This window comes from Oligosphaera ethanolica (assembly GCF_030814695.1).
Taxonomy (GTDB): Bacteria; Verrucomicrobiota; Lentisphaeria; order Oligosphaerales; family Oligosphaeraceae; genus Oligosphaera; species Oligosphaera ethanolica.
Genome location: NZ_JAUSVL010000001.1, coordinates 4,459,333 through 4,480,949, shown reverse-complemented (window position 1 = coordinate 4,480,949; position 21,617 = coordinate 4,459,333). Strand labels below are relative to the sequence as shown.

Here is a 21,617-nt window from a genome sequence, read left to right as displayed (position 1 = left end):
CCCATCTGCCCCATTGTCCTATCTGTCCCATTGTCCTATCTGTCCCATTCGTCCCCTGCACATAGGTCTCATACGTCCTCTACGTCCCATACGTCCCATCCACCCTCCCCCTTCGTCCTCTACGTCTCATACGTCCCATAAAATTCCCCTACCTGTCCACCACGCGGATTTTGGCCTCGTGGCTATTGCCGCGCAATTCGGGGGCGTACATGCCGGTGATGACGGCCGGGAGGGCGCTGAACTGTCCGGGGATTTCAGCTCGGAGGCGATAGCTGAGGCTGTGGGTGCCGCGAGCAATGCTGCGGAGGAAGAAGGCCACGCGGTTGTCGCGGAATTCCACGTAAGCGCCCATGGTGCCCGGGATGTAGCCGCTGCGGACAGCGACGGGCTCGGTGCCGGCGGCCTTGAAGTCCTCCAGGAGGATGTACTCGTAGTCATTTTTGCTGTCGATGACCAGCTCAATTTCCATGAGCTGGCCGCTGGCGAGGGCTTCGTCGGGGGCGATAGGTTCGCGGCGGTAGCGCTCCACGCGTTTGTCGGCGACCTGTCCAGTGGCGGTAGCGCTGTGGATGTGCTCGTCATCGCGGATGAGTTTGAAGACGCGCCGTTGTACCTTGAGTTCAAGGCCAGCAGCGGCGATGGGGTCTTCGAGGGTGAAGTAGCTCAAGTAGCTGTTGTAGTAAAGTGGGCCCTGCCCGTGCTTGCGGAGGGTCAGGACGTGCTCGCCCGTGGCGAGCTGTTCTGGCGTGAGCTGCACCGTGAAATCGCCAGTGAAGAGATTGTCTTTGGTGACGCGGCTTTCTGCGACGCGCTGGCCATCGAACAGTACCTCGACAGTCATGTCCGGGTTGCTTTCACCGCTGCCCTTGAGGTAGGCGGCGAAGGCCTCCAGACAGGCGGCGGTATCGCGGGTGGAACGCCAGTAGGTCGCGTGTTTGCGGTTGTTGAGTAGGTACTTCACCAGCCGGGGCGCCACGGCGCTGGCGGGTTCGGCTGCGGCCAGCAGGCGCAGGTAGGCGGCGTGGGCCTCGATTTCATCGCCATACCAGCACCACCAATAGCCGCCGTTGCCCAGATTGAGCCACGCGGTCTGATTTTCGTCGTCCTGCACCAGATACTGGCTGAGATTGCGCATGAGGTCGTGCAGACGCGCATCGCCGGCGGCGTGGTAGCCCAGAGCGATCAGCGCCAGGCCATACACGGACAGCTGCGTTTTGTCGCGGTAGAGATAGTCGGCTATGGCCGGATCGGCCTTGCCGGCCTCGGCGAGAACGCGGTAGACCATCGCGTCGAGATTATCCGCGTGGCGTTTGCGGGGTTCCTTGGCGGGCGCATTGCGGTCGTGGTTCCGCAGCTTGGTGAGTTCGTCCTGCTGGTATTTCGCCAGCCATTGCAGGCCGCGTTCGAGGACGCCGTCAGGCGCGACCACGCGGCATTGCGCGGCCAGTTGCAGGCCATGCACCACCTGTGCGGTGGTATGGGGCCATGAGCGCTCACCCCAGCCGCTAAACCAGCCCCAACCGCCATCGCTGCACTGCATGGCGCTGAGGTCATCCACGCCCTTGCGGACGATCGCGCCCATTTCGGCTTCATCAAAGACCGGGTCGCGTTTATAGCGGCGCCATTGCGCAGCGCGTTCCAGGGGATCGCCCAGCTCCTGGGCATTGAGATTGGCGCGCTTGCCGGCGATGTCCTCCAGGGACAGGCCCATCTCACGCAGGGTATTCTGGGTAAGCACGGCAGGCAGGAAACGATTGAGAGTCTGTTCCGTGCAGCCGTAGGGGTAGTCCAGCAGATAGGGCACGGCATCGACCATCGCCATGGCCAGCGACGGCGACCAGCGCAAAGTCAGGCGAGTAGTCTCCGGCCGGCGCTCGGCCGGGACGGCGATGCTGATGCGGCCCTCGCGGTCGTCGGGGCGCAGCATACCAGAGGTGGCCAGCAGTTTGTCCTGCCCATGCACATAGACGGGGAAGCGCTGTTCCATCGCGTCGGACTCCTGGTCCGTAAGCGCCTTGACGCGGATGACGGCCTCGCCTTCCTGGCGGACGCGAACACGCCAGTCCACCCGGGCTTCGCCACGGCTGTCCACGCGGACGACCTTACGCGCCGCATCCAAGGCTTCCAGGCAAGGTCCGTCCAATTCGAGCAGGACCGTGACGTCCTTGGCCGCGTCGAGATGATTATTGACCATGGCACTGAGCATGAGCTCATCCTTTTGCACAAAGAAGCGCGGCGCCTGCAGGCGCACCATCATGTCCTTGGCCGTGATGATCTCCGTGGCGCCGTTGCCGACGCTTACGCCGTCGCCCATGGCCCAGACCTGGACCTTCCAGGTCGTCAGGCTGTCAGGCATGGGAATGTTGACCGTGGCCAGGCCATCGGCGGCAACGTCCAGACTGGCCACCCACAGCGCCGTGTCGGCAAAGTTGCTGCGCAGGACCGGCGCGGCCATTCCGCCATCGCCATCACCACCACCGGCAAAGCCACCGCCGGCAGCGCCAAAGCCCCCTACGCCGCTGACCGCCAGGGACATATCGGCGACGGGCGCGCCCATGGGCATGGCACCAAGAGCCACACCAGCGGATCTTTTATACCGTACACGCGCGCGTCCTGGCGCGCCCAACATTGCCAGGCCGTCCTCGTCGTCCATATCCAGCAACAGTTGGCCAAAGGTACCGATGTAGGGGTAGCCCTTTTCATTTTCCTTGAGGAGATTCCGCAGCAGCCAGGCCATGACCGCGCCGTGGATATCCGGGTGGTGACTGCGGCGCCATTTCCAGAAAGCGGCGCGGATATCGCGTTCGACGCTATCGCCGGCGATGTAATCGAGGCTCTTGTCATAGACAGCGACCACCACTGAGCCGGCGACGGGCCGTCCCTCGTGATCGCGCAGACGCAGGGTCAACTCCGTGGTGGCGCCGGGCTTGACCTTCTCAGCAGCCACGGTCTCGATGTCAATCACCTTCTTTTCCGGCGGCACAATGATTTCGCGGGCGACATTGTGGAAGACGCCTTTGGCCATGGTGTAGGCTTCCACGAAGAAGTTGGGCATGTCGGCCTTGCTGACGGCAATGGGCACGACAACGCTGCGCCCCTGCAGGCGCAACACCTGCGGCTTGGGCAGGACGCCATCCACGGGCCGGATGAAAAGCATGACGACGCTGTCAGCCTGCTCGGTGTTGATGAGCAGCTGGACGCTTTCGCCGGGCGCGTATTCCGCCTTGTCGGGAATGAGTTCCAGGCCGTTGTAGCGGAAAGCGCGGTCATCGCTGCCCTCGCCGCGGATGATGACGATTGCGGCGCCTTCACCTTGGCGGCCCTTATCGTCCTGCAGGGTCCAGGCCAGACGGTACTGGCCGGGTTCGGAGGCGCTGAAGGCCTGCTGGGCGCGGCCATCGGCGTCGCTAGCCAGCGGCCATTCGCGTACGACGCTTTCGCTGGGCGTGCCGTCCGGCGCGTAGCGAATGCGTAGGAGTTTCAGCACGCCCTGCCCCTTGACGGGCTTGCCATCGGCCCGCCGGGCCTGGGCGAAGACCATGCCCTGTTCGCCGACGCGGCAATAGCCCCGGTCCAGCCACAGCGTAGCCATGAATGGCACCCGGGGCACAATGACGCTGCCCTGGCCGACTATGGTCCGCCGGGATTGGTCGCGCACTTCGGCCGTAATTTCATAGCGGTGATCACGGTCGCCGAGCATCTCTTTGGCCATAGCGCTATCGATCACGACCTGCAGCGTGCCGTCGGCCGCCAGCGGCTGCTCCAGCTGCAAAACGACTTCCGGCGGCTCGTTGGAAAAACGCCACGACGGCAGCCACGGCGGCGACGGGCACTTCCAGCCCCAGTGGCCCCAGCCGGGATACCACGAGTAGTCTTCGAGCAGCCAGCCATAGCCATTGCCGTAGAACCAGTCCCAGTGACGCACGGGCCACCAGCGATCCTCATGATCGTAGCGCAGCACCTTCACCGTGACCCGCCCTTCATTCACCGGCCCGCCAAAATAATAGCGGGCGCGGACACCGACGGCAATCTTGTCGCCCAGCATGGGCGGCTCCTCGGGAAGGTCCACCAGCACTTCGAACTCGGGCTTCTTATATTCTTCAACCCGGAACGAGAGCGAGCCGTAGTAGCGACGCTTGTCGTCAAGGCGGATACTGAGGTGATACTGCCCCAGGGGCGCGTCGGCGGGAACCGTCCACGACCCGTCCACGCCGCCAAAGCGGTCAGCCGTCAGGTCCGTGCTCATCACCGCATCGCCGCGGGGATTTCTGAGCTCCACATCAAAGGACCGACCTGCCAGCGGATTGCTCCCCGTGAGCTCGTAGTGCACCTGCGCCGCCCAGAATTTGTAGTGAACGACGTGGCCGGGGCGATAGACCGGCCGGTCACTGATGCCGAACACGCTGTGCTGCACAAAGGACTGCTTGGACAATGGCCGGGGACGGGTGTAGCCGTAGCCATGGCAGCAGTACTGGCCGGTCGCCGTGCGCGCCTCGGCCAGCCATTGCATAAACCGTTGCTGATCGCCAAGGCGGCGGGCGTCCAAATGCACAAAGCCATCAGCGTCGGTTAATTCCGCCAGGCGCCGGGTGATGACATTCTGGCGTTTGTTGGCGTTGTCCCAGACCGTCGTCCAGCCGAAGAAATCGATTTTGGCGTCGGCGATGGGTTGGCCGCTGGCGGCGTTCAGAAGCTGCCAGGACATGCTGTTGTCGGTGGCTTTGCGGACCAGTTTGATGTCGTCGAGCAGCAGCATTTGCCGGGCGACATTGCCGTTGGGCATGGTCGCAGTGACCCAGTAGGCGCCGGCGTCCTGCACGGGCAGCGCGATGGTCGTCACCGTGTCCAGATGGCGCTCCTTGGGCTGCAAGGGCTGCTCCCAGGATTCGGGTTTTCCCAGCAGGTACTTCTCGCCGCCATCGGCCAGCACGAGTTCCGGCAGCGCCTGTAAGTTGATCCGCTGCCAGTCCAGATTCCGATCGTCGCGCTTTCGTTCGATGTATTGCTGCGATTCGCGCACCAGCGCCGGCAGGTCCAGCCGCTGCACGCTCAGGGTGACCGCGCGGGCATTGCGAAAACAGAGCTCCACCTCCCCACGCCGCCCAGCCAGCTGGGCCTTGCCCGGACGAAATTCGCACCAGTTCCCGGTGATGGCCGCCATGCGCCTGGTAAATTCTTCGTTGCCGCCCCAGAGCTCCACCCCGCGCTGCAGCCAGCGCAAGGCCTTGTCGTACTGCCGGCGGTTCTCGTAGACCTCCACCAGCCGCCACAGCGCCGACTCGGCCTGCGGGCTGTCGCCCTCGGCGAGGGCGGTATACATGCTGATATAGTTGAATTCATCCGGCAGAGCGATCCGGCGGACGCCGTTGGCGAGGCGGGCCATGCTCTCGTCATCGCGCAACACCTGCAAGGCGCTGATGCCGCTGAGCTCGTCCTTGTCGCGGGGACGGTAGAACCACGGCGAACTCTGCAGGGTCTGCACGCCGAAATTCTCGCGCAGAAAATCCGCCAACTCTAAACGGGCGCGGTCCTGGCAAGCCTCATCGCCCTTGTTGATCATCTCCGACAGCACCCAGCGCCAGCGCTCGCCGTCATTTTTGGCGGCGGCGAAAGTCACGGGCACCTGGTAAAAAATGGGCTCGCCCTGGTTGTCTACGGGCGCGCCGGGCGGATCGTCGGCATCCTCTTCAGCAGAAGTGACGTCAAGCTCGGCATCGAGGTCGGTAAGGACTTGCAGGCGCCACGACTGCGAGCCTCGCAGAACGCTGGCATAGGCCCCCCAGTATTCCGCTGGGTGGCCGCTGCTCAGCGTCGGCAGGTCCCGCAGGAAATTCTCATAGGAAACCCGGAAGAGCCGCAACTGCACACGGCGGTCGTACAGTTCAACCCGGCGGAACTGCTCCCAGTTGCCGCCGCGCTGATCGCCCCGCCGAAACTCGCCGGCGACGACATGGCCGTAGTGAGGAATGCTTTCCATGGCTTCGTCCACCGCCAGCGCCAGCTGCCAATCGCCGGGGCGCCGAGCCACGCAATCCGCCAGGAACGCATCCCATTCCGCGACCTCGTTCAGGCGCTGCAGGCACTCCGTCGCCGCAACGAAAGCCGCGCCGGCGCGGTCACTCGGCAACTGCGTCTGGGGAGCGGTGAGCAGCACCTGGTAGATGGCAAAGGCCTCGCGGTAATTGCCCGCCGCCCTGAGCCTATCCGCCTCTTTCAGTTTTGCATCCACGTCCTGCGCCAGCGCGGCACAGCCCACACACGCCATCACGGCCCACAACCACATTGACTTCGCCATGACCATCACTCCTTGTTGTTCACCGCTGAAGACCGCCGCGTCCCCCGGGGCGCGAGCCGGCATGCACGCTTATTAAACAGGCAATATGCGCCAAATGTTGCCAAAAACAACCAGGCAGGCACGGCACGGCCGCAACGGCGATCGGTCGGAGCGGTCGGAGCGGTCGGAGCGGACGGATCACTAATACAAAATGAGCTCGGGGCGTAATGCCTTACCCATTGATACTGGCGGTTCCAAGGAACGCCTAGGACCGTGGGGACTAATTGGCGCGGCGCACTGGGGCGAGGACTCACGGACTCATGAGGCATGATCCCATGGATTGGACCGTGGGGACGAATTGGACCGCGGGGAATGACGCCTTGGACGCCAGGGACTGCTTGAGGACCTCTTGGACTCTTGGGAGCGCCTACGGCACAAAAACATGAATATTGAATGATGGTGGTTTTCGGCCCGAACCGGACAAAGCAAGTCGCCTGATCGGCCAAGTTCGGCCCGGAGGGCCGCACCATGCGTAACCCCGGGTGAGGCGCCCGGAGGGCGCCGCAACCCGGGGTATGACAGCAACATAGAATTGCGCCCGGAGGGCGCCACATTGGCGAGGCACGCCGCGTCCCACCGCGCCAGCGAGAGGCATGTCGTGCATCCAGCATCAATGGGTGAGGCATTACCTCGGGGCAATTTTCCGCTGGTGGTTTGGAAGCGTGAAAAGGCGTTGTACAGTTATGTTCATTGAGCGGTCGTCCACGGGGTCTGGGCGGCTAGTTATCGCACTGCAACGCAAAGCAACAAGGAGACACAACTATGAAAGTGATTGTCATCATGGCGGGCGGCACTGGCGAACGCTTTTGGCCGCTGTCGCGGTTTACCAAACCGAAGCAACTGCTGACCCTGACCGGCAGCGGCCAGTCTCTACTTGAGGAAGCAGTCGAGCGCAGCATGGCGATCGTACCGCCCGCCAACATTTTCATCGCCACCAGCTCGCATTTGCAGAAGGCCATTCAGGACGCCGAACTGGGCATACCAGCCGAGAACGTGATTGCCGAGCCCTGCCGCCGCAACACCGCCGGCTGTTTGATTTACGCCACGGCGACGATTCTGGCGCGCACCAACCTGTCGCCCGAAGAGCTGACCATGGGCGTGCTCACTGCCGACCAGCGCATACCGGACACCGAGCCCTTCGTCAACACCATCGGCAACGCCATGGACGTCGCGGAGAAGAATGACGCGCTGATCACGGTCGGCATCCAGCCTGTCCGGCCGGAAACGGGCTACGGCTATATCGAAGTGGCCGCCAACGCCAAGTCGCTTGGTGACGACAAGGCCTACCCGCTGTTTTCCGTCGCCAGCTTCAAAGAGAAGCCCAAGGCCGACGAAGCCGCCAAGTACATCGCGTCCGGCCGTTTCTACTGGAACAGCGGCATGTTCTTCTGGCGTCTGTCAACTTTCCAGAACGAATTCGGCCACGCCAACCCCGTCATGGCCGAGACCCTGGAAGACCTCACCGACGCTCTCATGGCCAACGATCCCGACCGCGCCGCCCGCATCTTTGACGCGCTGCCCAATATCTCCATCGACTATGCGCTGATGGAAAAAGCCCACAACGTCATGGTCGTGCCCGGCAATTTCATTTGGGATGACGTCGGCGCCTGGGATGCCCTGGACCGCACCTTCCCGCGCGACAATAACGGCAATGTGCGCGTTGGCGACCCGGTGGTCATTGACTGCAATGACAGTATCGTCTACAATGCCTGCGGCCAGAAGAAAATCGCCGTCGGCGCCGTCGGCTTGAAGGACATGGTCGTGGTTGTCGGCGACGACGCCGTGCTGGTCATGCCCAAGAACCGCGCCCAGGATGTCCGCAAGATCGTGATTTCCCTGCGGGATCGCGGCGCCACACAGTTGTAAATAGCGCCAGTAGTTTTTACCAAGCCGGCCGGCCGGCTTGCCGGCCTCCCTCCAGCCAGCAGCCTCCTGGCCGGCATGAATCAGGAAATAGTGAATACATGTCAGCGTGTTATCGCCCCATCATGAGCACCCTTGGCTACGTCTTGTCTCCAGACCGCCAACGGGTGCTTATGACCTACCGCGTGTCCCGCCAGGACGACGAGCAATTCGGCAAGTACAACGGCCTCGGCGGCCACATGGAAGCCCATGAGGACATCGCCAGCTGCATGACCCGCGAAATCCGCGAGGAGGCCGGCATCACGGTCAGCGCCATGACCCTGCGCGGAACCGTGAATTGGACGGGCTTTGGCCCGAAAGGCGAAGACTGGCTGGCCTTCATCTTCTTGATTGAGCGCTTCACCGGTGACGTCGCCGCCGCTAGCAATGAAGGCCCTTTGCAGTGGGTGCCCATCGCCAAGCTGGCCGAACTGCCCATGTGGGAGGGCGACCGCTATTTTCTGCCTTTGCTTTTTGATGACGACCCGCGCTGCTTTCACGGCTACCTGCCTTACGAAAACGACCGGCCATTGTCCTGGAGCTACGTACGCTACTGACCCCATAGTTGACGCAGCGTGACGATGTCAGCGCAACCACGGCCGGCCGACGCGCGCGACACGGCCCGTGGCACAGCGCACAGCCTAGGGAGGACACGCGATGCTGCCCAGTAATAAACCAGCCATCTATCTCGATTACGCGGCCGGTATGCCCTTTTCCGACGACTTGCTGGAACGCATCCGTCGCTACCACCGCGAATTTGTCGTCAATCCCCACGGCGGCAGCTGCTATGCGGAATACTGCCGGCGGGCGATCATCAACGCCGAAGCGCGCCTGTTGGCCTGCGTCGGCAGCAGCCCCGACGAGGCGTCGGTAATCTGGACCAGCGGCGGCACCGAAGCGCTGAACCTAGCCATCCAGGGCTTCGCCTGCGGCCCCGAGCAGGAAATCCACTGCGAAGCCGGCGCCCACGCGGCCATGCTCGCGCCTTTCCACGCGCGCCTCACGCGCGGCCAGCCCGGGCGCATTTTGCCGCTGGCACCGCAGGGGCAGGTCATTCTCGACCTCCAGCACCCGCCAGCCTTGCTCGCGCTCAGCCACGTCAACAACGAAACCGGCGCCATTCAGGACCTCGCGGCTTGCCGGCACCAGGTCTTCGGCAAAAATACCACGCTGCTGGTTGACGCGGCGCAAAGCCTGGGCAAATGCCCCATCCCCTGGCAGGCGGCCAGCATCGACCTGCTGGCGCTCTCGGCGCGCAAGATCGGCGGGCCACCGGCCGTCGGCGCCCTCATTGTCCGTCGCGACCACGCGCCGGCACCGCAGATTCTCGGTGGCGGCCAGCAGCGCGGCATGCGCTCGGGCACGGTGGACACCATTGGCGCGGTACTCTTTGCGGATGCCGCTGAGATGGTCTGCACCGCCATGCTGGAGCTGCGCCGGCAGCACCAGGTGCTGTCCAGGCGACTCATGGACGGCCTGCAGCGACTCGGTCGCTATCGTTGCCGCGTGCTGTCACCGCCCACCGCCGCACCGCATATCACCATGATCGCCTTTGAAGGCTACGAGGGTGCCGTCATCATGCGCTTGTTGGCGGAAAAGGAACAAATACTGGTAGGCACCGGCAGCGCCTGCAGCGCGGAAAGCAAGGACATCAGCCACGTCCTGAAAGCCTTGGCCGTGCCGGAAACACTCGCCCGCGGCGCCATTCGCGTCAGTCTCGGCCCGCCCACGACAGCGCGCGACATTGACGCGCTGCTGGCGGCGCTGGAGCGTGTCTTGGCACGATATTAGGGTATATTAGCCATTTACTGATTGTCAGGCGAGCCACGCCGCCCGCCCCGCCCGTTCTTGTTATAACTACGAGGTCCCCTCGATGCCCGAAGCGCACAACGCCCCAGCCACCATGCCAACCACCAGTGACGACAGCCACAGCTGGGCGCCAAACATCGCCAAGCTGGCTTTTCTGGTGCTGACGCTGGTGCTGTTCATCAGCATGGTCTACATGGTGCGCTTCTTTCTGCACGCGATCATCCTCGGCGTCTTGGGTGCGACCATGCTGGCGCCACTGCATGGACGCGTCAGCCGGCTCGTCCACTACTTGAGTCGCGCCACGCGCCGCCTACGGAAGAAAGGCGCACGCGCATGGTCGCCCGCTCAACTGCGTGCGCGGACCCGCACCTGGCGCAAAAGCAAAGAACGCCTCGCCGCGCTGATCTCCGTCGTCACCGTCTTTTGCTGTATCGTCATTCCCTTGGCCTTCTTCACCGTCAATGTCATCAAACAAGGCCAAAGCAGCATGAGCGCCGGCCTGCGCTGGATTCAGGACGGCCAGATGGAAAAACAACTGCAGGCACTGATCGACAAGTACGACCTGCACGATAAAATCAACACGGTCATTGACAAGACCAATCTCGATCTGCCCATGCTGCCGACACCCAGCGGCGACGACAAAGCAGACAAAGACAAAAGCGCGCCGGCCAAGCCAACCGCCGGCACAACCGCGGCAGCCAGCGGCACCTCGGCCCCTGACAGCGATCCGCTTCTGGAGGATACGCAGCCCGACCTCGGCAAAATCATCGTCAACGCCAGCCGCCGCGTCCTCAGTTTTCTCCTCGACAACATTTTCCGGGCCTTGGCCAAGACCTGGATGATCGTGCTGAATTTCTTCATCATGCTCTTTGTGATGTTCTACGCGTTTCGGGATGGCCGCACCTTCATCCGCTATTTGAAACGCATCTCGCCCCTAGGTGACAGCGAGCAGGACGAGTTCATCACGCGCATTCGCGATGTCGCCAAGGCCGTGCTGGTGGGTATTCTGGGCACAGCGGTCACTCAGGCGATTATCGCCATGGTTCTCTTCTGGATTGTCGGCATCCCGGCCTTGTTCTGGGGGTCCGTGTTGGGCGTGTGTTCGCTGATACCCTTCGTCGGCACCACGCTGGTATGGGTCCCCGCCGTCGGCTACCTGCTGATCACCGGCCAGACGGGCAGCGCCATCTTCCTGGCCATCTGCTGCGGCGGCATCGTCGCCAACGTCGACAACATTCTCCGGCCGCTGTTCATGAGTGGCGGCCGTACTGGCATGAGCTACATCGCGCTGTTCTTCTCCATTTTGGGTGGTCTACAGACCTTCGGCCTAGTGGGCATCATTTATGGCCCGCTGATCAGCGGCCTCTGCGCCCTCTGCCTTTACATCTTCAGCACCCGTTTCAAGTACCAGCCGGAAAGATATGCCCATGGCCACGCAAAAACAGCCTCCTAAACCGAACAAAGTGCTGCGGATTCTGGCCATCGTCGCCGGCGTCGGCGTCACCCTGGTGCTGCTGGCGATCCTGGCCAGCTGGCTGAGTTTCCGCCATCTGCGCAACAGCTGGACCAGCGACCAGCCTCGCCAGTTCACGGCGACCGACGTCGATCGCACCCAGACCCAGAAGCTCGGCCGCATCTACGGCAAGGCCCGCCAGGCCGTCGAGCTCGGCCGCGCCGAAACCATTGAGGTCAGCGGCCCCGAACTCAACCAGCTGCTGGCCGTCGTCCCTGAATGGAAGGATCTCAGCCAGCGGCTGTCGCTCGCCGTTGACGGCGACCTGATCGTGGCCTCCACCAGCCTGCAACTACATGACGTGCCCGGCTTGGAGGGCCGCTACGTCAATGGCGACTTCACCATCGCCGCCAGCGCCCAGGACGGCAAAATCAACCTCAACGTCAATAAGGTCATGGTCGGCGACAAGCCCCTGCCAGATTTTCTTCTGAAGAAAATCAACGAAAGAAATCTCGGCCAGCTGTTGATGGAGAACAACTCGCCGTGGCTGCGGCAGCTTGACGCGCTCACGATCAGCGACGGCAAAGTCGTCGTCAAAACCCGCCAAGGCCGCCAGCGCTAGCGCAGATTGAGCTGAAATCTAGCCTGCATGTTCCCCCTGCTTTATTGAGTCCCCACATTTTTTCCCTCTACCAGCAGCCCTCACGTCCTCCCTATGCACCCCCCCGCACTGTGTTTTTCAGTCTATTCGTTGTCGCTCATCCTGCTGACCCTGCCTTTGACGGGCTGGTTCGTGTGGTATGACGACAGTGGCGACGGTCCCTTCCGGGCGGTTTTTCTCGCCAGCAGCTGGCTGGCATACACGGTCATCTACCTGCTGCCGGCAATCTTTTTTTCCTACCAGGCGCGGCTCTGCAGCGACCGCTGGGGGCGGGACTCGCGGCCGACGCGCAGCTGCTGGTTCTTTGCCGGCACGGCGGCCTTTCTCTGCCAGCTCTATCTGATCAGCGACGGCGTCATGCTGCAGAAATTCGGCTATCACCTCAATGGCCTGGTCTGGAATCTGCTGATCACGCCCGGCGGTTTCGAGTCCATGGGCATTGAATACAACAGCATCCTGCCCATCCTCGCGGGCGTTTCCGCGCTGGCGGCGCTGCATGCGGCGCTGGTGACCTTCAGCCGGCAGGGCCGGGCTGTCCACCAGCGGCTGACCGGCCTGCTCAGGCCCTGGCTGCAGTACCTCTTCGGCACCCTCTTCGTCCTGTCGCTCTGCCTATCCCTGCTCTGCACCGGCCTGGCGGATTTCTACCGGCACAATACCACGTTGACGGCCATCGACGCCCTGCCCCTCGTCTTCACCCTGCGCATGCGGCGCTTTCTGCGTTCCATCGGCGGCCATGAACCCGAACGCGACGACTACACCCCCCTCGATGTCGATTGCCGCCAGCCCGCCCTGCTGAACTATCCCCGCCAGCCCATCGTGCGTGACGCCGACCGGCAACGCCCACCGATCATCTGGCTCCTGGGCGAGTCGCTGCGAGCCGACATGCTCCGGCCGGACATCATGCCGGCGACCTGGGCTTTCGCCCAGCGCTCGCAGCGCTTCCTCCGGCACTACAGCGGCGGTTACGGCACGCGCCCGGGGGTCTTCGCCATGTTCTACGGCCTCTACGGCAACTATTGGTATCCCTTTCTGAAGGCGCACCGCAGCCCCCTGCTCATCGACTGGCTCCAGGAAGACGGCTATCAGTTCCTTTGCCAGACCTCAGCTCGCTTCAGCTACCCGGAATTCACCCAGACGATCTTCGCGGAACTGCCCCCGGAATGCCTCCACGAAGACGACCGCGGCAAAGCCTGGGAACGCGACCAACGCAATACCGACCGGGCCATTGCCTTCCTCCACGAACAGGAAAACGACAGGCAGCCTTTCTTTCTCTTCAATTTCTTCGAAGTGACGCATTCGCCCTACCAGTTCTGTCCCGACTGCGTCATCCGCGAACCCTACCTCGAAAGCATCAACTACAACACTCTCGGGCCGGAAGACGCCGCCGCGCTCAAAAATCGCTATGTCAATGCCGCACGCTGCCTCGACAGCCAGTTTGGCCGGATCATCGCCGCCCTGGACGAACTCGGCCTGAGTGACCGCTGCATGGTCATCATCACCGGCGACCACGGCGAAGAATTCTTCGAAAAAGGCCATGTCGGCCACAATTCGACCTTTGTGGAGGAACAAATCCACGTGCCCCTGCTGATCCACGCCCCGGGCATCGCGCCGGGCATCTACAGCGGCCTCAGCCACCACTGCGACATCGTGCCCATGCTCGCGCCGTTGCTCGGCGTCAGCAACCCCGCAGTGACCTACAGCAACGGCGTGAATCTACTGGCAGGCGACCGCTCGCGCGAGTACCTGCTGGTCACCGGCTGGGACCTGGTGGCCTTCATCAGCAACAATCACAAGGCGGTGTTCCCCATGTCCGACAACAATCTGTACTCCAAGCGCAGCGTCAGCGACCTGCAGGACCAGCCATGCAAAGATCCAGCCGCGTTTTACCGCCAGAACCGCCCCCTACTCAGCAAAGCGCGGCAAGACATGCTAAATTTCATTATCCCTCTTGATAATTAGTGCCTGCAGTTTATGCTCAAAAGGGCTCCGCCCAAACACCGGAATGGTCCGTTTCACCCAGCAAACAAAGGAAAAATCATGATGCATCAGCTTCGTCTCGTCAGCGTGGTCACCGCCCTCCTAGCGACACTGTCCCTCCAGGCTCAAGTCTACACCATCAAAGCCACGACCGACAAGCCCGAGGCCATCTACTGCAAAGGCGAGACCATTCAGTTCGCAGTGCAATTCCTGGCTGACGGCCAGCCCCAGGCCGGCACAACCCTCAAATACAGCCTCCGCCGCGACGGCCACGAAACCACCAGCGGAGAAGTCGTCAGCGCCGCCGAACCCACAGTCATCAGCACCAGCCTTGATACCCCCGGTTGGGCCTACGTCATGTTCACGCCCGTTGACAAGGAGGGCAAGCGCATCGCCATCAAGGAAAAATCCTCGGCCGGCGTCGGCGCCATGGTCGATCCACTGGAACTGACCTACGCCGGCAACTGCCCCGCCGATTTTGACACCTTCTGGGCCCAGCAGCGCGCCGCGTTGGACGCGATTCCCCTCAATCCCCGGCTTGAACCCAGCCCAGTCAGCAAGGACCGCGAGGGCAAATTTGTGGCCTTCGACGTCAAAGTCGATTGCGCTGGCGGCATGCCGGTGTCGGGCTATCTGGTGATGCCCGTCGGCGCCCGGCCGAAGTCCCTGCCGGTGGTCGTGTCCTACCACGGCGCCGGCGTACGCAGTGCCAACAAGGGCTACCGGGACAACGCCATCAACTTCGACGTCAACGCCCACGGCATTGACAATGGCCAGCCCGCGGAATTCTACAGCACCTTGGCTGACAACGAACTCAAGGGCTACGCCCATCGCGGCAAGAATGACCGCGACCAATTCTACTTCAAGGGCATGTACCTGCGGGTGATGCGGGCGCTGGACTTTGCCAAGTCGCTGCCGGAATGGAATGGCCGCGACCTCGTTGTCATCGGCGGCAGCCAGGGCGGTGGTCAGGCCATTGTCGCAGCCGGCCTAGATCCGCAAGTGACCTTGTGCGTTTCCGGCGTGCCGGCGCTCAGCGACCACGCCGGCACCCTCGCCAAGCCCCGCCGCAATGCCGGCTGGCCGAGACTCTATGCAGCCGAGAACGACGGCGCCCTCACCCCCGAGAATGCCCTCGTCGCCAAAACCGCCGAGTACTTCGACAACGTCAATTTCGCCCGCCGCATCCGCTGCGAGAGCTATCTGTCCACGGGCTTCATTGACACCACCTGCGTCCCCACCAGCGTGTACGTGGTCTTTAACACCCTGCCCGCGTCCATCCGCAAAGAAATCAGCACCACTCCCGATGCCGGTCACGGCGCGCCCAACCCCAAGGGCTACGCCCGCCTCGCGGAAATCCTCGCCAAGCGCTGAGGCCTTCACGGCTGCAACCGGCTTCTCCACGCACAGCACAGCAGAAAGGAAGAGTCCATGAACTTCACCTATTTCATTCCCACCCGCATCCTCTTCGGCGCCGGCAAACTCAATGAACTGGCGACCTGCGCCCTCCCCGGCAAAAAAGCCCTGATCGTCATCAGCAGCGGCAAGTCCATGCGCGCCAATGGCTATCTCGACCGCGTCATCGACTTGCTCAAGAAAAATGGCGTTGGCTCTGTCGTCTACGACAAGATTCTGCCCAACCCCGTCAAAGACCACGTCATGGAAGGCGCGGCCGTGGCCAAGACCAACGGCTGCGATTTCGTCGTCGGCCTCGGTGGCGGCAGTTCCATCGACTCGGCCAAATCCATCGCGGTCATGGCCAAAAACCCGGGTGACTACTGGGACTACGTGTCCGGCGGCAGCGGCAAGGGCCAGCCACTCGTCAATGGCGCCTTGCCCATTGTCGCCATCACCACCACGGCCGGCACCGGCACCGAGGCCGACCCGTGGACGGTCATCACCAAAACCGAAACTCAGGAGAAAATCGGCTACGGCTGCGACGCGACCTTCCCGACGCTGTCCATCGTCGATCCCGAACTGATGCTGAGCGTGCCGCCGGAACTGACGGCCTTCCAGGGCATGGACGCGTTCTTCCACGCCGCCGAGGGCTACATCGCCAACGTCGCCCAGCCGGCCAGCGATCTTTTCGCTCTGGAGAGCATCCGCCTCATCACCAAGTACCTGCCCATCGCCGTCAAGGACGGCAGCAATCTCGAGGCGCGCAGCGCCGTCGCCTGGGCCAACACCCTCTCCGGCATGGTCGAATCGACGTCGTGCTGCATCTCGGAACACTCCATCGAACACGCCCTCAGCGGCATCCACCCGGAAATCCCCCACGGCGCCGGCCTGATCATGCTCTCCCGCGCCTATCACGACTTCATGTCCGACAAGGCGCCCGACCGCTACCCGGCCATGGCCGCCGCCATGGGCGTCGACATCAGCAATCTCCCCCTGGAAAAACAGCCCAAGGCCTTCGTTGACGCCCTCGCCACCCTCATCGTCGATATCGGCATGGCCGATATCAGTCTCATTGACTACAATGTCAGCCCCGAAGAAGCCGAAGCCATCGCCGCCAACGCCTGGGATACCATGGGCGGGCTCTTCGAACTCGACCCGTACCGCCTCGACATCACCGACACCACCAGCATCATCAGAGACGCTTTCGTGAAATAAGGGATGGGGTAGATGGGACGTATAGGACGTAGAGGACGTATGGGACCTATGAATGGGACAAAGGGGACGGAGGGGACGTATAGAACCTCCCTAATCGACGATCCGTCCCATACGTCCCATACGTCCCATACGTCCTCTGCCCATCCGTCCCATACGTCCCATACGTCCTCTGCACATCCGTCCCATACGTCCTCTGCACATCCGTCCCATCCGTCCCATCCGTCCCATACGTCCTCTGCACATACGTCCCAGACGTCCTAGTCGTGATTTCTCATCCCAGTGCGCGCCACGCGATGGCGCTCTTTCACATTCACGCTATAGTACGTGCCGTTTTTGGCGCCCAGCGCCATGACTGATTTCATTGCGACGGTGGCCTGCGGCTAGGGTTCGACCTGCCCCCAAGGGTGCGTTGTCGTGTGGCAGGCGACGCCTGCCCGTATCTGCCCGTGTGCCTTATCTTTAGGTCACGGGCTTTTTTTATGCCCAGGTCGGGAAAACCGCGAGGTGTGTATGAGTAGCGACGGCAAACGTATCGGGGTGGTCGCAATCCTAGTCCAAGAACGCCAGAACATCGCCAAAGTCAACGAGTTGTTATCCACCTTCAATGGCATCATCATGGGCCGCATCGGTCTGCCGCGTCATGAAGACAATCTCAACGTCATATCGCTGATTGTCGAAGGCACGACCGACGACATTGGCGCCCTCACCGGCAAACTGGGCGGCATGAGCGGCATCACTACGAAGTCGCTCCTGCTCACCAAATAACCCAACTGAAAAAACCACACCATATTCCCCAGCATAAGGCACCCACCATGAACGCGTATGTCTTCCGTCGTGCAATTACCCTCGCGTTACTCAGCAGCGCAGTAATCTGCGGCGCGCAAACAAACTCCGCCGAAACCACTGGCCCGTCTCAGCCTCTCGATATGGGCGCCATGACCGTCACGGCCCGCGGCCGCGAAACGCTGGTGTCACAGACGCCCGGCGGCATCGGCATCGTCGACGCCGAACGGGCATTCCTCGACCAGCCGCTCAGCATCAGCGATCTGACTCGGCGCATTCCCGGCGTCAGCAAGTCCGGCGATGCCCACTGGGGCGCCGAAATCAACATCCGCGGCATGGCCCGTAACCGCATTGTCTTCCTCATTGACGGCCAGCGCGTCAATACCGCCACCGACGTCGGCATCCAGTTCGGACTGATGCTGCCTGACGACATCGAGCGCGTCGAGGTCCTCAAAGGGCCGGTCAGCGAACTCTATGGCTCCGGTTCTCTCGGCGGCGTGGTCAATGTCATCACCCGCAAGGGCCAGTTCAGCGACCAACCGGAAATCCACGGCGGGCTGTCCCTCAGCGCGTCCAGCAATCCCGACGGCTTCAGCAGCTACACGCGCTTGGCCTACTCCGACAAGTCCTTCTGGCTGCATGTCGCCGGCGGCTACCGCGACTACAACAGCTATGACGACGGCGCCCACGACGAAGTGCCCCACAGCTACGCCGAAGACGAACAGGGCAGCCTCAAGGCCGGCCTCAAATGGGACAGCGCCAATGTCACCGAAATCAGCCTCAGCCGCTATTACGCCGACTGCATCGGCGTGCCCGGCAGCGAAGGCCTCCCCGGCAATGCCACCCGCGTCGTCCTGCCACGCACCGTCATGGAAAATATCAGCCTCAAACACAGCTTCACGCCGCAAAGCGACATCTGGGAAGAATCGTCGCTGCTCGTGTACTACCAGAAAATTGAGCGCGATGTGAGCATCGACCGCTTCACCTATGCGCCGACCGCCGCTTGGCCGCGCCCCTACCAGCTCTGGCCTGGCGCGGAACACACGACCTACGGCCTCCATTGGAATAACCTGCTCACCATCGCCGACCATAGCATCGCCACCGGCATTGACGCCTGGCGCTGGGAATACAACGGCTACCGCCGCCGCCAACTCGAATTGCCCAATGGCAGCTTCCGCTTCGTCGACGACACGCCCATGGCCGACAGCAGCCAGCTCGTCATCGGCCTCTTCGCCGAAGACGACTGGCGCCTCAATGACCAGTTCAGCATCAACGTCGGCGCCCGCGTCGACCGCGTCATGGCCGACAGCGACAAACTCTACGGCCCCGCCCCAGCCAACGCCCTCCTGCGTGACTCGTCGGATATGGACGACTGGAGCTGGTCCGCGCACCTCGGGCTGACCTGGCGCCTCAATCCCGCCTGGAGCATGACCCTGCTGGGCTCACGCGCCTACCGCGTGCCAGACATCATGGACCGTTTCAAGTACATCGCTCTCAGCGGCACTAGCGCCCTCTACGGCAATCCCAACCTGGATCCCGAAGACTCGCTCTTCCTGGAATACGGCGTCCACTACCACGGCGACGCCGTCAGCGCCAGCTTTAGCGCCTGGGTCAACCGCGTGGACAATCTCGTGGTCGCCGCACCACACCCCAACAACACCAGCGACCAGCTGATGGCCAATGTGGACGAGGCGCTGCTCAAAGGCCTGGAACTCAACGCCCAATGGCGCTTCGCGCCCGGCTGGACCACCTATGGCTGCATGGCCTGGATGGAAGGCGACAATCAGTCCACCGACACCTACCTCAGGGACAACCCGCCCCTCAATGGTCTCGCCGGCCTGCGCTACGAACACAACCGGGGCTGGTGGGCCGAATGCGAGGTCGAAGGCGCCGCCAAACAGGACCACAATGCCCCCGGCTACGACGAGTGCGACGCCTGGCTCACCCTCAATGCCCGCGTCGGCTACCGCTTCATGCTGGGAAATACGTCCCACGCGCTACTTCTTGCCGCTACCAACCTGGCTAATGCTGAGTACGTCAATTATCTTTCCAGCGTGCGTGGTAATAACAGCGCATTGGCATATAATGAACCCGGCAGAAACCTCACCCTCGCCTGGAAAATGGATTTCTAGGCAAACAGCCAACCCTTTCAGGCCAAGGACCACCGATGTTACGTCAGCAGTACTCACTGGAAAAACTCAGAAGCACCCTGATACCCAGCAACCAATGGCGGCCCTTCCCCGTCGCCGCCGACCGCCAGGCATGGTCAGCCGTGCCGACGGCCGTGCGCGAAGCCTACCTCGCCGAAGCCGCGCAGAAACACGGCTACGCCTGGCCCGAGCTGCCCGCGACGCTCTTCATGGGCTACGCCCGCAAGGGCAACCGCTCCGAATACGAAGCCGTCTATTTCCAACGCCGCACCACCCTCTTCACTCTCACTATCGCTGAAGCCATTGACGGCCAAGGTCAATACCTCGACGACATCATCAATGGCGTCTGGGCACTCTGCGAAGAAAGCTTCTGGGGACTGCCCGCCCACAACAACAATATCCACGGCTATCCGCTACCCGATATCGACGAGCCCATCGTCGATCTCTTCGCCGCCGAAACCGCCGCCCAGCTGGCCTGGATCGCCTACCTCCACCGCGACGCGCTGGACAAGGTCTCGCCCGTCATCGTCCGCCGCATTCAGGACGAAATTCGCCGCCGCATCCACCGGCCCTGCCAGCAGCGCACGGATTTCTGGTGGATGGGCTACGCCGGTGGCGCCCTCAACAACTGGACACCGTGGATCGTCTCCAACTGGCTCAACTGCCTCCTGCTCGTGGAAGACGACCAGCATCTCCGCGCCACCATGATCCACAAGGCCATCACCGCCCTTGACCGCTTCCTCGACAAACATCCCAGCGACGGCGGCTGCGACGAGGGCCCCGGCTACTGGGGCCGCGCTGGCGCCTCCGTCTTCGACTGCCTCGAACTGCTCTTCCTGGCCAGCAACGGCGCCATCAATGTCTACGACCAGCCGTTGATCAAAAAACTCGGCGAGTACTTCGTCAAAATCCACATTGCCGACGACTGGATGGTCAATTTCGCCGACGCCGCCGCCCGCGTTGGCGCCAGCCCGACCCTCCTCTACGCCTTCGGCCAGCGCGTCGACAGCCCAGACCTGCGGCAGATGGGCCTCTGGGCCAGCCAGCGGCCGATCGATGCCGCAGCACGCATCCCGAGCAGCTTGCGCGTCCTCAGCGGCCTCTTCACCTTCAATGAGCCCTACCAGGCCGCCACGACAGCCATCCAGGCGCCCTATCTGCGTTACGCCTGGCTGGACGTTATTGAAGTCCTCACCGCCCGCGACCAGGCCGGCCGCAGCGACGGGCTCTTCCTCGCCGCCAAAGGCGGCCACAACGCCGAAAGCCACAACCACAACGATGTCGGCTCCTTCATCGTCTATGCCAAGGGCCGCCCGCTCTGCGTTGATGCCGGTGTCGATACCTACAGCAAAAAGACTTTCTCCGGCCAACGCTACGACCTGTGGGCCATGCAATCGGCCTATCACTCGCTGCTGCCCGTCATTGACGACGTGCAACAGCAGCCCGGGGGGCGCTTTCGCGCCAGCGCCGTGCAGGCTACTGACAACGTCCAAGAGTCCTCGCTCAGCCTGGACATCGCCAGTGCCTACCCACCCGAAGCCAAGATCGCGTCCTGGCACCGCAGCATCACCCTCGTCCGCGGCCGCGGCGTCCGCGTCGTGGACGACTTTGCGCTGCGCGAGCCGGTCAAAACCATCACGCTGCGCCTGTTAACGCCGTCGCTCATCAGCGAAGACGCGCCGGGCAAATTCCGTCTGCGCACGCAGGCCCTGCCCAATGCCGGCGCCGCCGCCGATGGCGCTCTAACCATGTCTCCCGCACTGCCCATGACTACCGAGTCGCTGCCCATGCTTCCGGCCGGCAAACTCGCCGGCGTCTGGGGGGACGCCCTGCAGGCCATGGTCTTCACCTGGGAAGCGCCACCGCAAACGGGCCGTCTGGAAACCTGGATCACCCTCGCTTAACCGCACACACCCACCGGCCACGGCTCGG

Annotated in this window: 12 protein-coding genes; 11 read left to right on the top strand and 1 reads right to left on the bottom strand. The window is 62.7% G+C overall.

Features of this window, described 5'->3' with window-relative positions; genetic code table 11:
• Nucleotides 1–148: 148 nt before the first annotated feature.
• On the bottom strand, nt 149–6,295 hold the full coding sequence (locus J3R75_RS15735) for an MG2 domain-containing protein (protein ID WP_307263485.1): 6,147 nt from the start codon (nt 6,293–6,295) through the stop codon (nt 149–151).
• Between the two features lie 801 nt (nt 6,296–7,096).
• On the opposite strand from J3R75_RS15735, the gene J3R75_RS15730 reads away from it, so the two are divergent.
• The 11 genes from J3R75_RS15730 (at nt 7,097) to J3R75_RS15680 (ending at nt 21,589) form a co-directional block, all read left to right on the top strand.
• Nucleotides 7,097–8,200 carry a mannose-1-phosphate guanylyltransferase gene (locus J3R75_RS15730; protein WP_307263482.1) on the top strand — a complete coding sequence of 368 codons (1,104 nt, stop codon included), beginning with the start codon at nt 7,097–7,099 and terminating at the stop codon, nt 8,198–8,200.
• Between the two features lie 98 nt (nt 8,201–8,298).
• Nucleotides 8,299–8,793 carry an NUDIX hydrolase gene (locus J3R75_RS15725; protein WP_307263479.1) on the top strand — a complete coding sequence of 165 codons (495 nt, stop codon included), beginning with the start codon at nt 8,299–8,301 and terminating at the stop codon, nt 8,791–8,793.
• Nucleotides 8,794–8,893: 100 nt separating this feature from the next.
• The gene (locus J3R75_RS15720; protein ID WP_307263476.1) at nt 8,894–10,027 is read left to right on the top strand and encodes a cysteine desulfurase family protein; all 1,134 of its coding nucleotides are present in this window, start codon (nt 8,894–8,896) and stop codon (nt 10,025–10,027) included.
• A gap of 82 nt (nt 10,028–10,109) precedes the next feature.
• On the top strand, nt 10,110–11,498 hold the full coding sequence (locus tag J3R75_RS15715; protein ID WP_307263473.1) for an AI-2E family transporter: 1,389 nt from the start codon (nt 10,110–10,112) through the stop codon (nt 11,496–11,498).
• Nucleotides 11,473–12,120 carry a hypothetical protein gene (locus J3R75_RS15710; protein ID WP_307263471.1) on the top strand — a complete coding sequence of 216 codons (648 nt, stop codon included), beginning with the start codon at nt 11,473–11,475 and terminating at the stop codon, nt 12,118–12,120. Before J3R75_RS15715 ends, J3R75_RS15710 begins: the two co-directional genes overlap by 26 nt.
• Nucleotides 12,121–12,213: 93 nt before the next feature.
• The gene (locus tag J3R75_RS15705) at nt 12,214–14,121 is read left to right on the top strand and encodes a sulfatase-like hydrolase/transferase (protein ID WP_307263469.1); all 1,908 of its coding nucleotides are present in this window, start codon (nt 12,214–12,216) and stop codon (nt 14,119–14,121) included.
• Nucleotides 14,122–14,199: 78 nt separating this feature from the next.
• Complete coding sequence (locus tag J3R75_RS15700; protein ID WP_307263466.1) at nt 14,200–15,513, top strand: acetylxylan esterase; 1,314 nt, start codon at nt 14,200–14,202, stop codon at nt 15,511–15,513.
• A gap of 57 nt (nt 15,514–15,570) precedes the next feature.
• Nucleotides 15,571–16,752: an iron-containing alcohol dehydrogenase gene (locus J3R75_RS15695; protein ID WP_307263464.1), complete on the top strand. Its 1,182-nt coding sequence runs from the start codon at nt 15,571–15,573 to the stop codon at nt 16,750–16,752.
• A gap of 510 nt (nt 16,753–17,262) precedes the next feature.
• Nucleotides 17,263–17,517: a TM1266 family iron-only hydrogenase system putative regulator gene (locus J3R75_RS15690; protein WP_307263461.1), complete on the top strand. Its 255-nt coding sequence runs from the start codon at nt 17,263–17,265 to the stop codon at nt 17,515–17,517.
• A gap of 47 nt (nt 17,518–17,564) precedes the next feature.
• Nucleotides 17,565–19,667: a TonB-dependent receptor plug domain-containing protein gene (locus J3R75_RS15685; protein ID WP_307263459.1), complete on the top strand. Its 2,103-nt coding sequence runs from the start codon at nt 17,565–17,567 to the stop codon at nt 19,665–19,667.
• A gap of 35 nt (nt 19,668–19,702) precedes the next feature.
• Nucleotides 19,703–21,589 (top strand): heparinase II/III domain-containing protein, encoded by a 1,887-nt coding sequence (locus J3R75_RS15680; protein ID WP_307263457.1) that lies wholly within the window; start codon nt 19,703–19,705, stop codon nt 21,587–21,589.
• The last annotated feature ends 28 nt before the right edge of the window (nt 21,590–21,617 follow it).

Excerpts from the sequence above, each read along its gene's own strand:
- J3R75_RS15725 (WP_307263479.1), top strand. The coding sequence starts at position 8,299 with ATGTCAGCGTGTTATCGCCCCATCATGAGCACCCTTGGCTACGTCTTG.
- J3R75_RS15730 (WP_307263482.1), top strand. The coding sequence starts at position 7,097 with ATGAAAGTGATTGTCATCATGGCGGGCGGCACTGGCGAACGCTTTTGG.
- J3R75_RS15690 (WP_307263461.1), top strand. The coding sequence starts at position 17,263 with ATGAGTAGCGACGGCAAACGTATCGGGGTGGTCGCAATCCTAGTCCAA.
- J3R75_RS15705 (WP_307263469.1), top strand. The coding sequence starts at position 12,214 with ATGCACCCCCCCGCACTGTGTTTTTCAGTCTATTCGTTGTCGCTCATC.
- J3R75_RS15720 (WP_307263476.1), top strand. The coding sequence starts at position 8,894 with ATGCTGCCCAGTAATAAACCAGCCATCTATCTCGATTACGCGGCCGGT.
- J3R75_RS15685 (WP_307263459.1), top strand. The coding sequence starts at position 17,565 with ATGAACGCGTATGTCTTCCGTCGTGCAATTACCCTCGCGTTACTCAGC.
- J3R75_RS15680 (WP_307263457.1), top strand. The coding sequence starts at position 19,703 with ATGTTACGTCAGCAGTACTCACTGGAAAAACTCAGAAGCACCCTGATA.
- J3R75_RS15715 (WP_307263473.1), top strand. The coding sequence starts at position 10,110 with ATGCCCGAAGCGCACAACGCCCCAGCCACCATGCCAACCACCAGTGAC.
- J3R75_RS15695 (WP_307263464.1), top strand. The coding sequence starts at position 15,571 with ATGAACTTCACCTATTTCATTCCCACCCGCATCCTCTTCGGCGCCGGC.
- J3R75_RS15735 (WP_307263485.1), bottom strand. The coding sequence starts at position 6,295 with ATGGCGAAGTCAATGTGGTTGTGGGCCGTGATGGCGTGTGTGGGCTGT.
- J3R75_RS15700 (WP_307263466.1), top strand. The coding sequence starts at position 14,200 with ATGATGCATCAGCTTCGTCTCGTCAGCGTGGTCACCGCCCTCCTAGCG.
- J3R75_RS15710 (WP_307263471.1), top strand. The coding sequence starts at position 11,473 with ATGGCCACGCAAAAACAGCCTCCTAAACCGAACAAAGTGCTGCGGATT.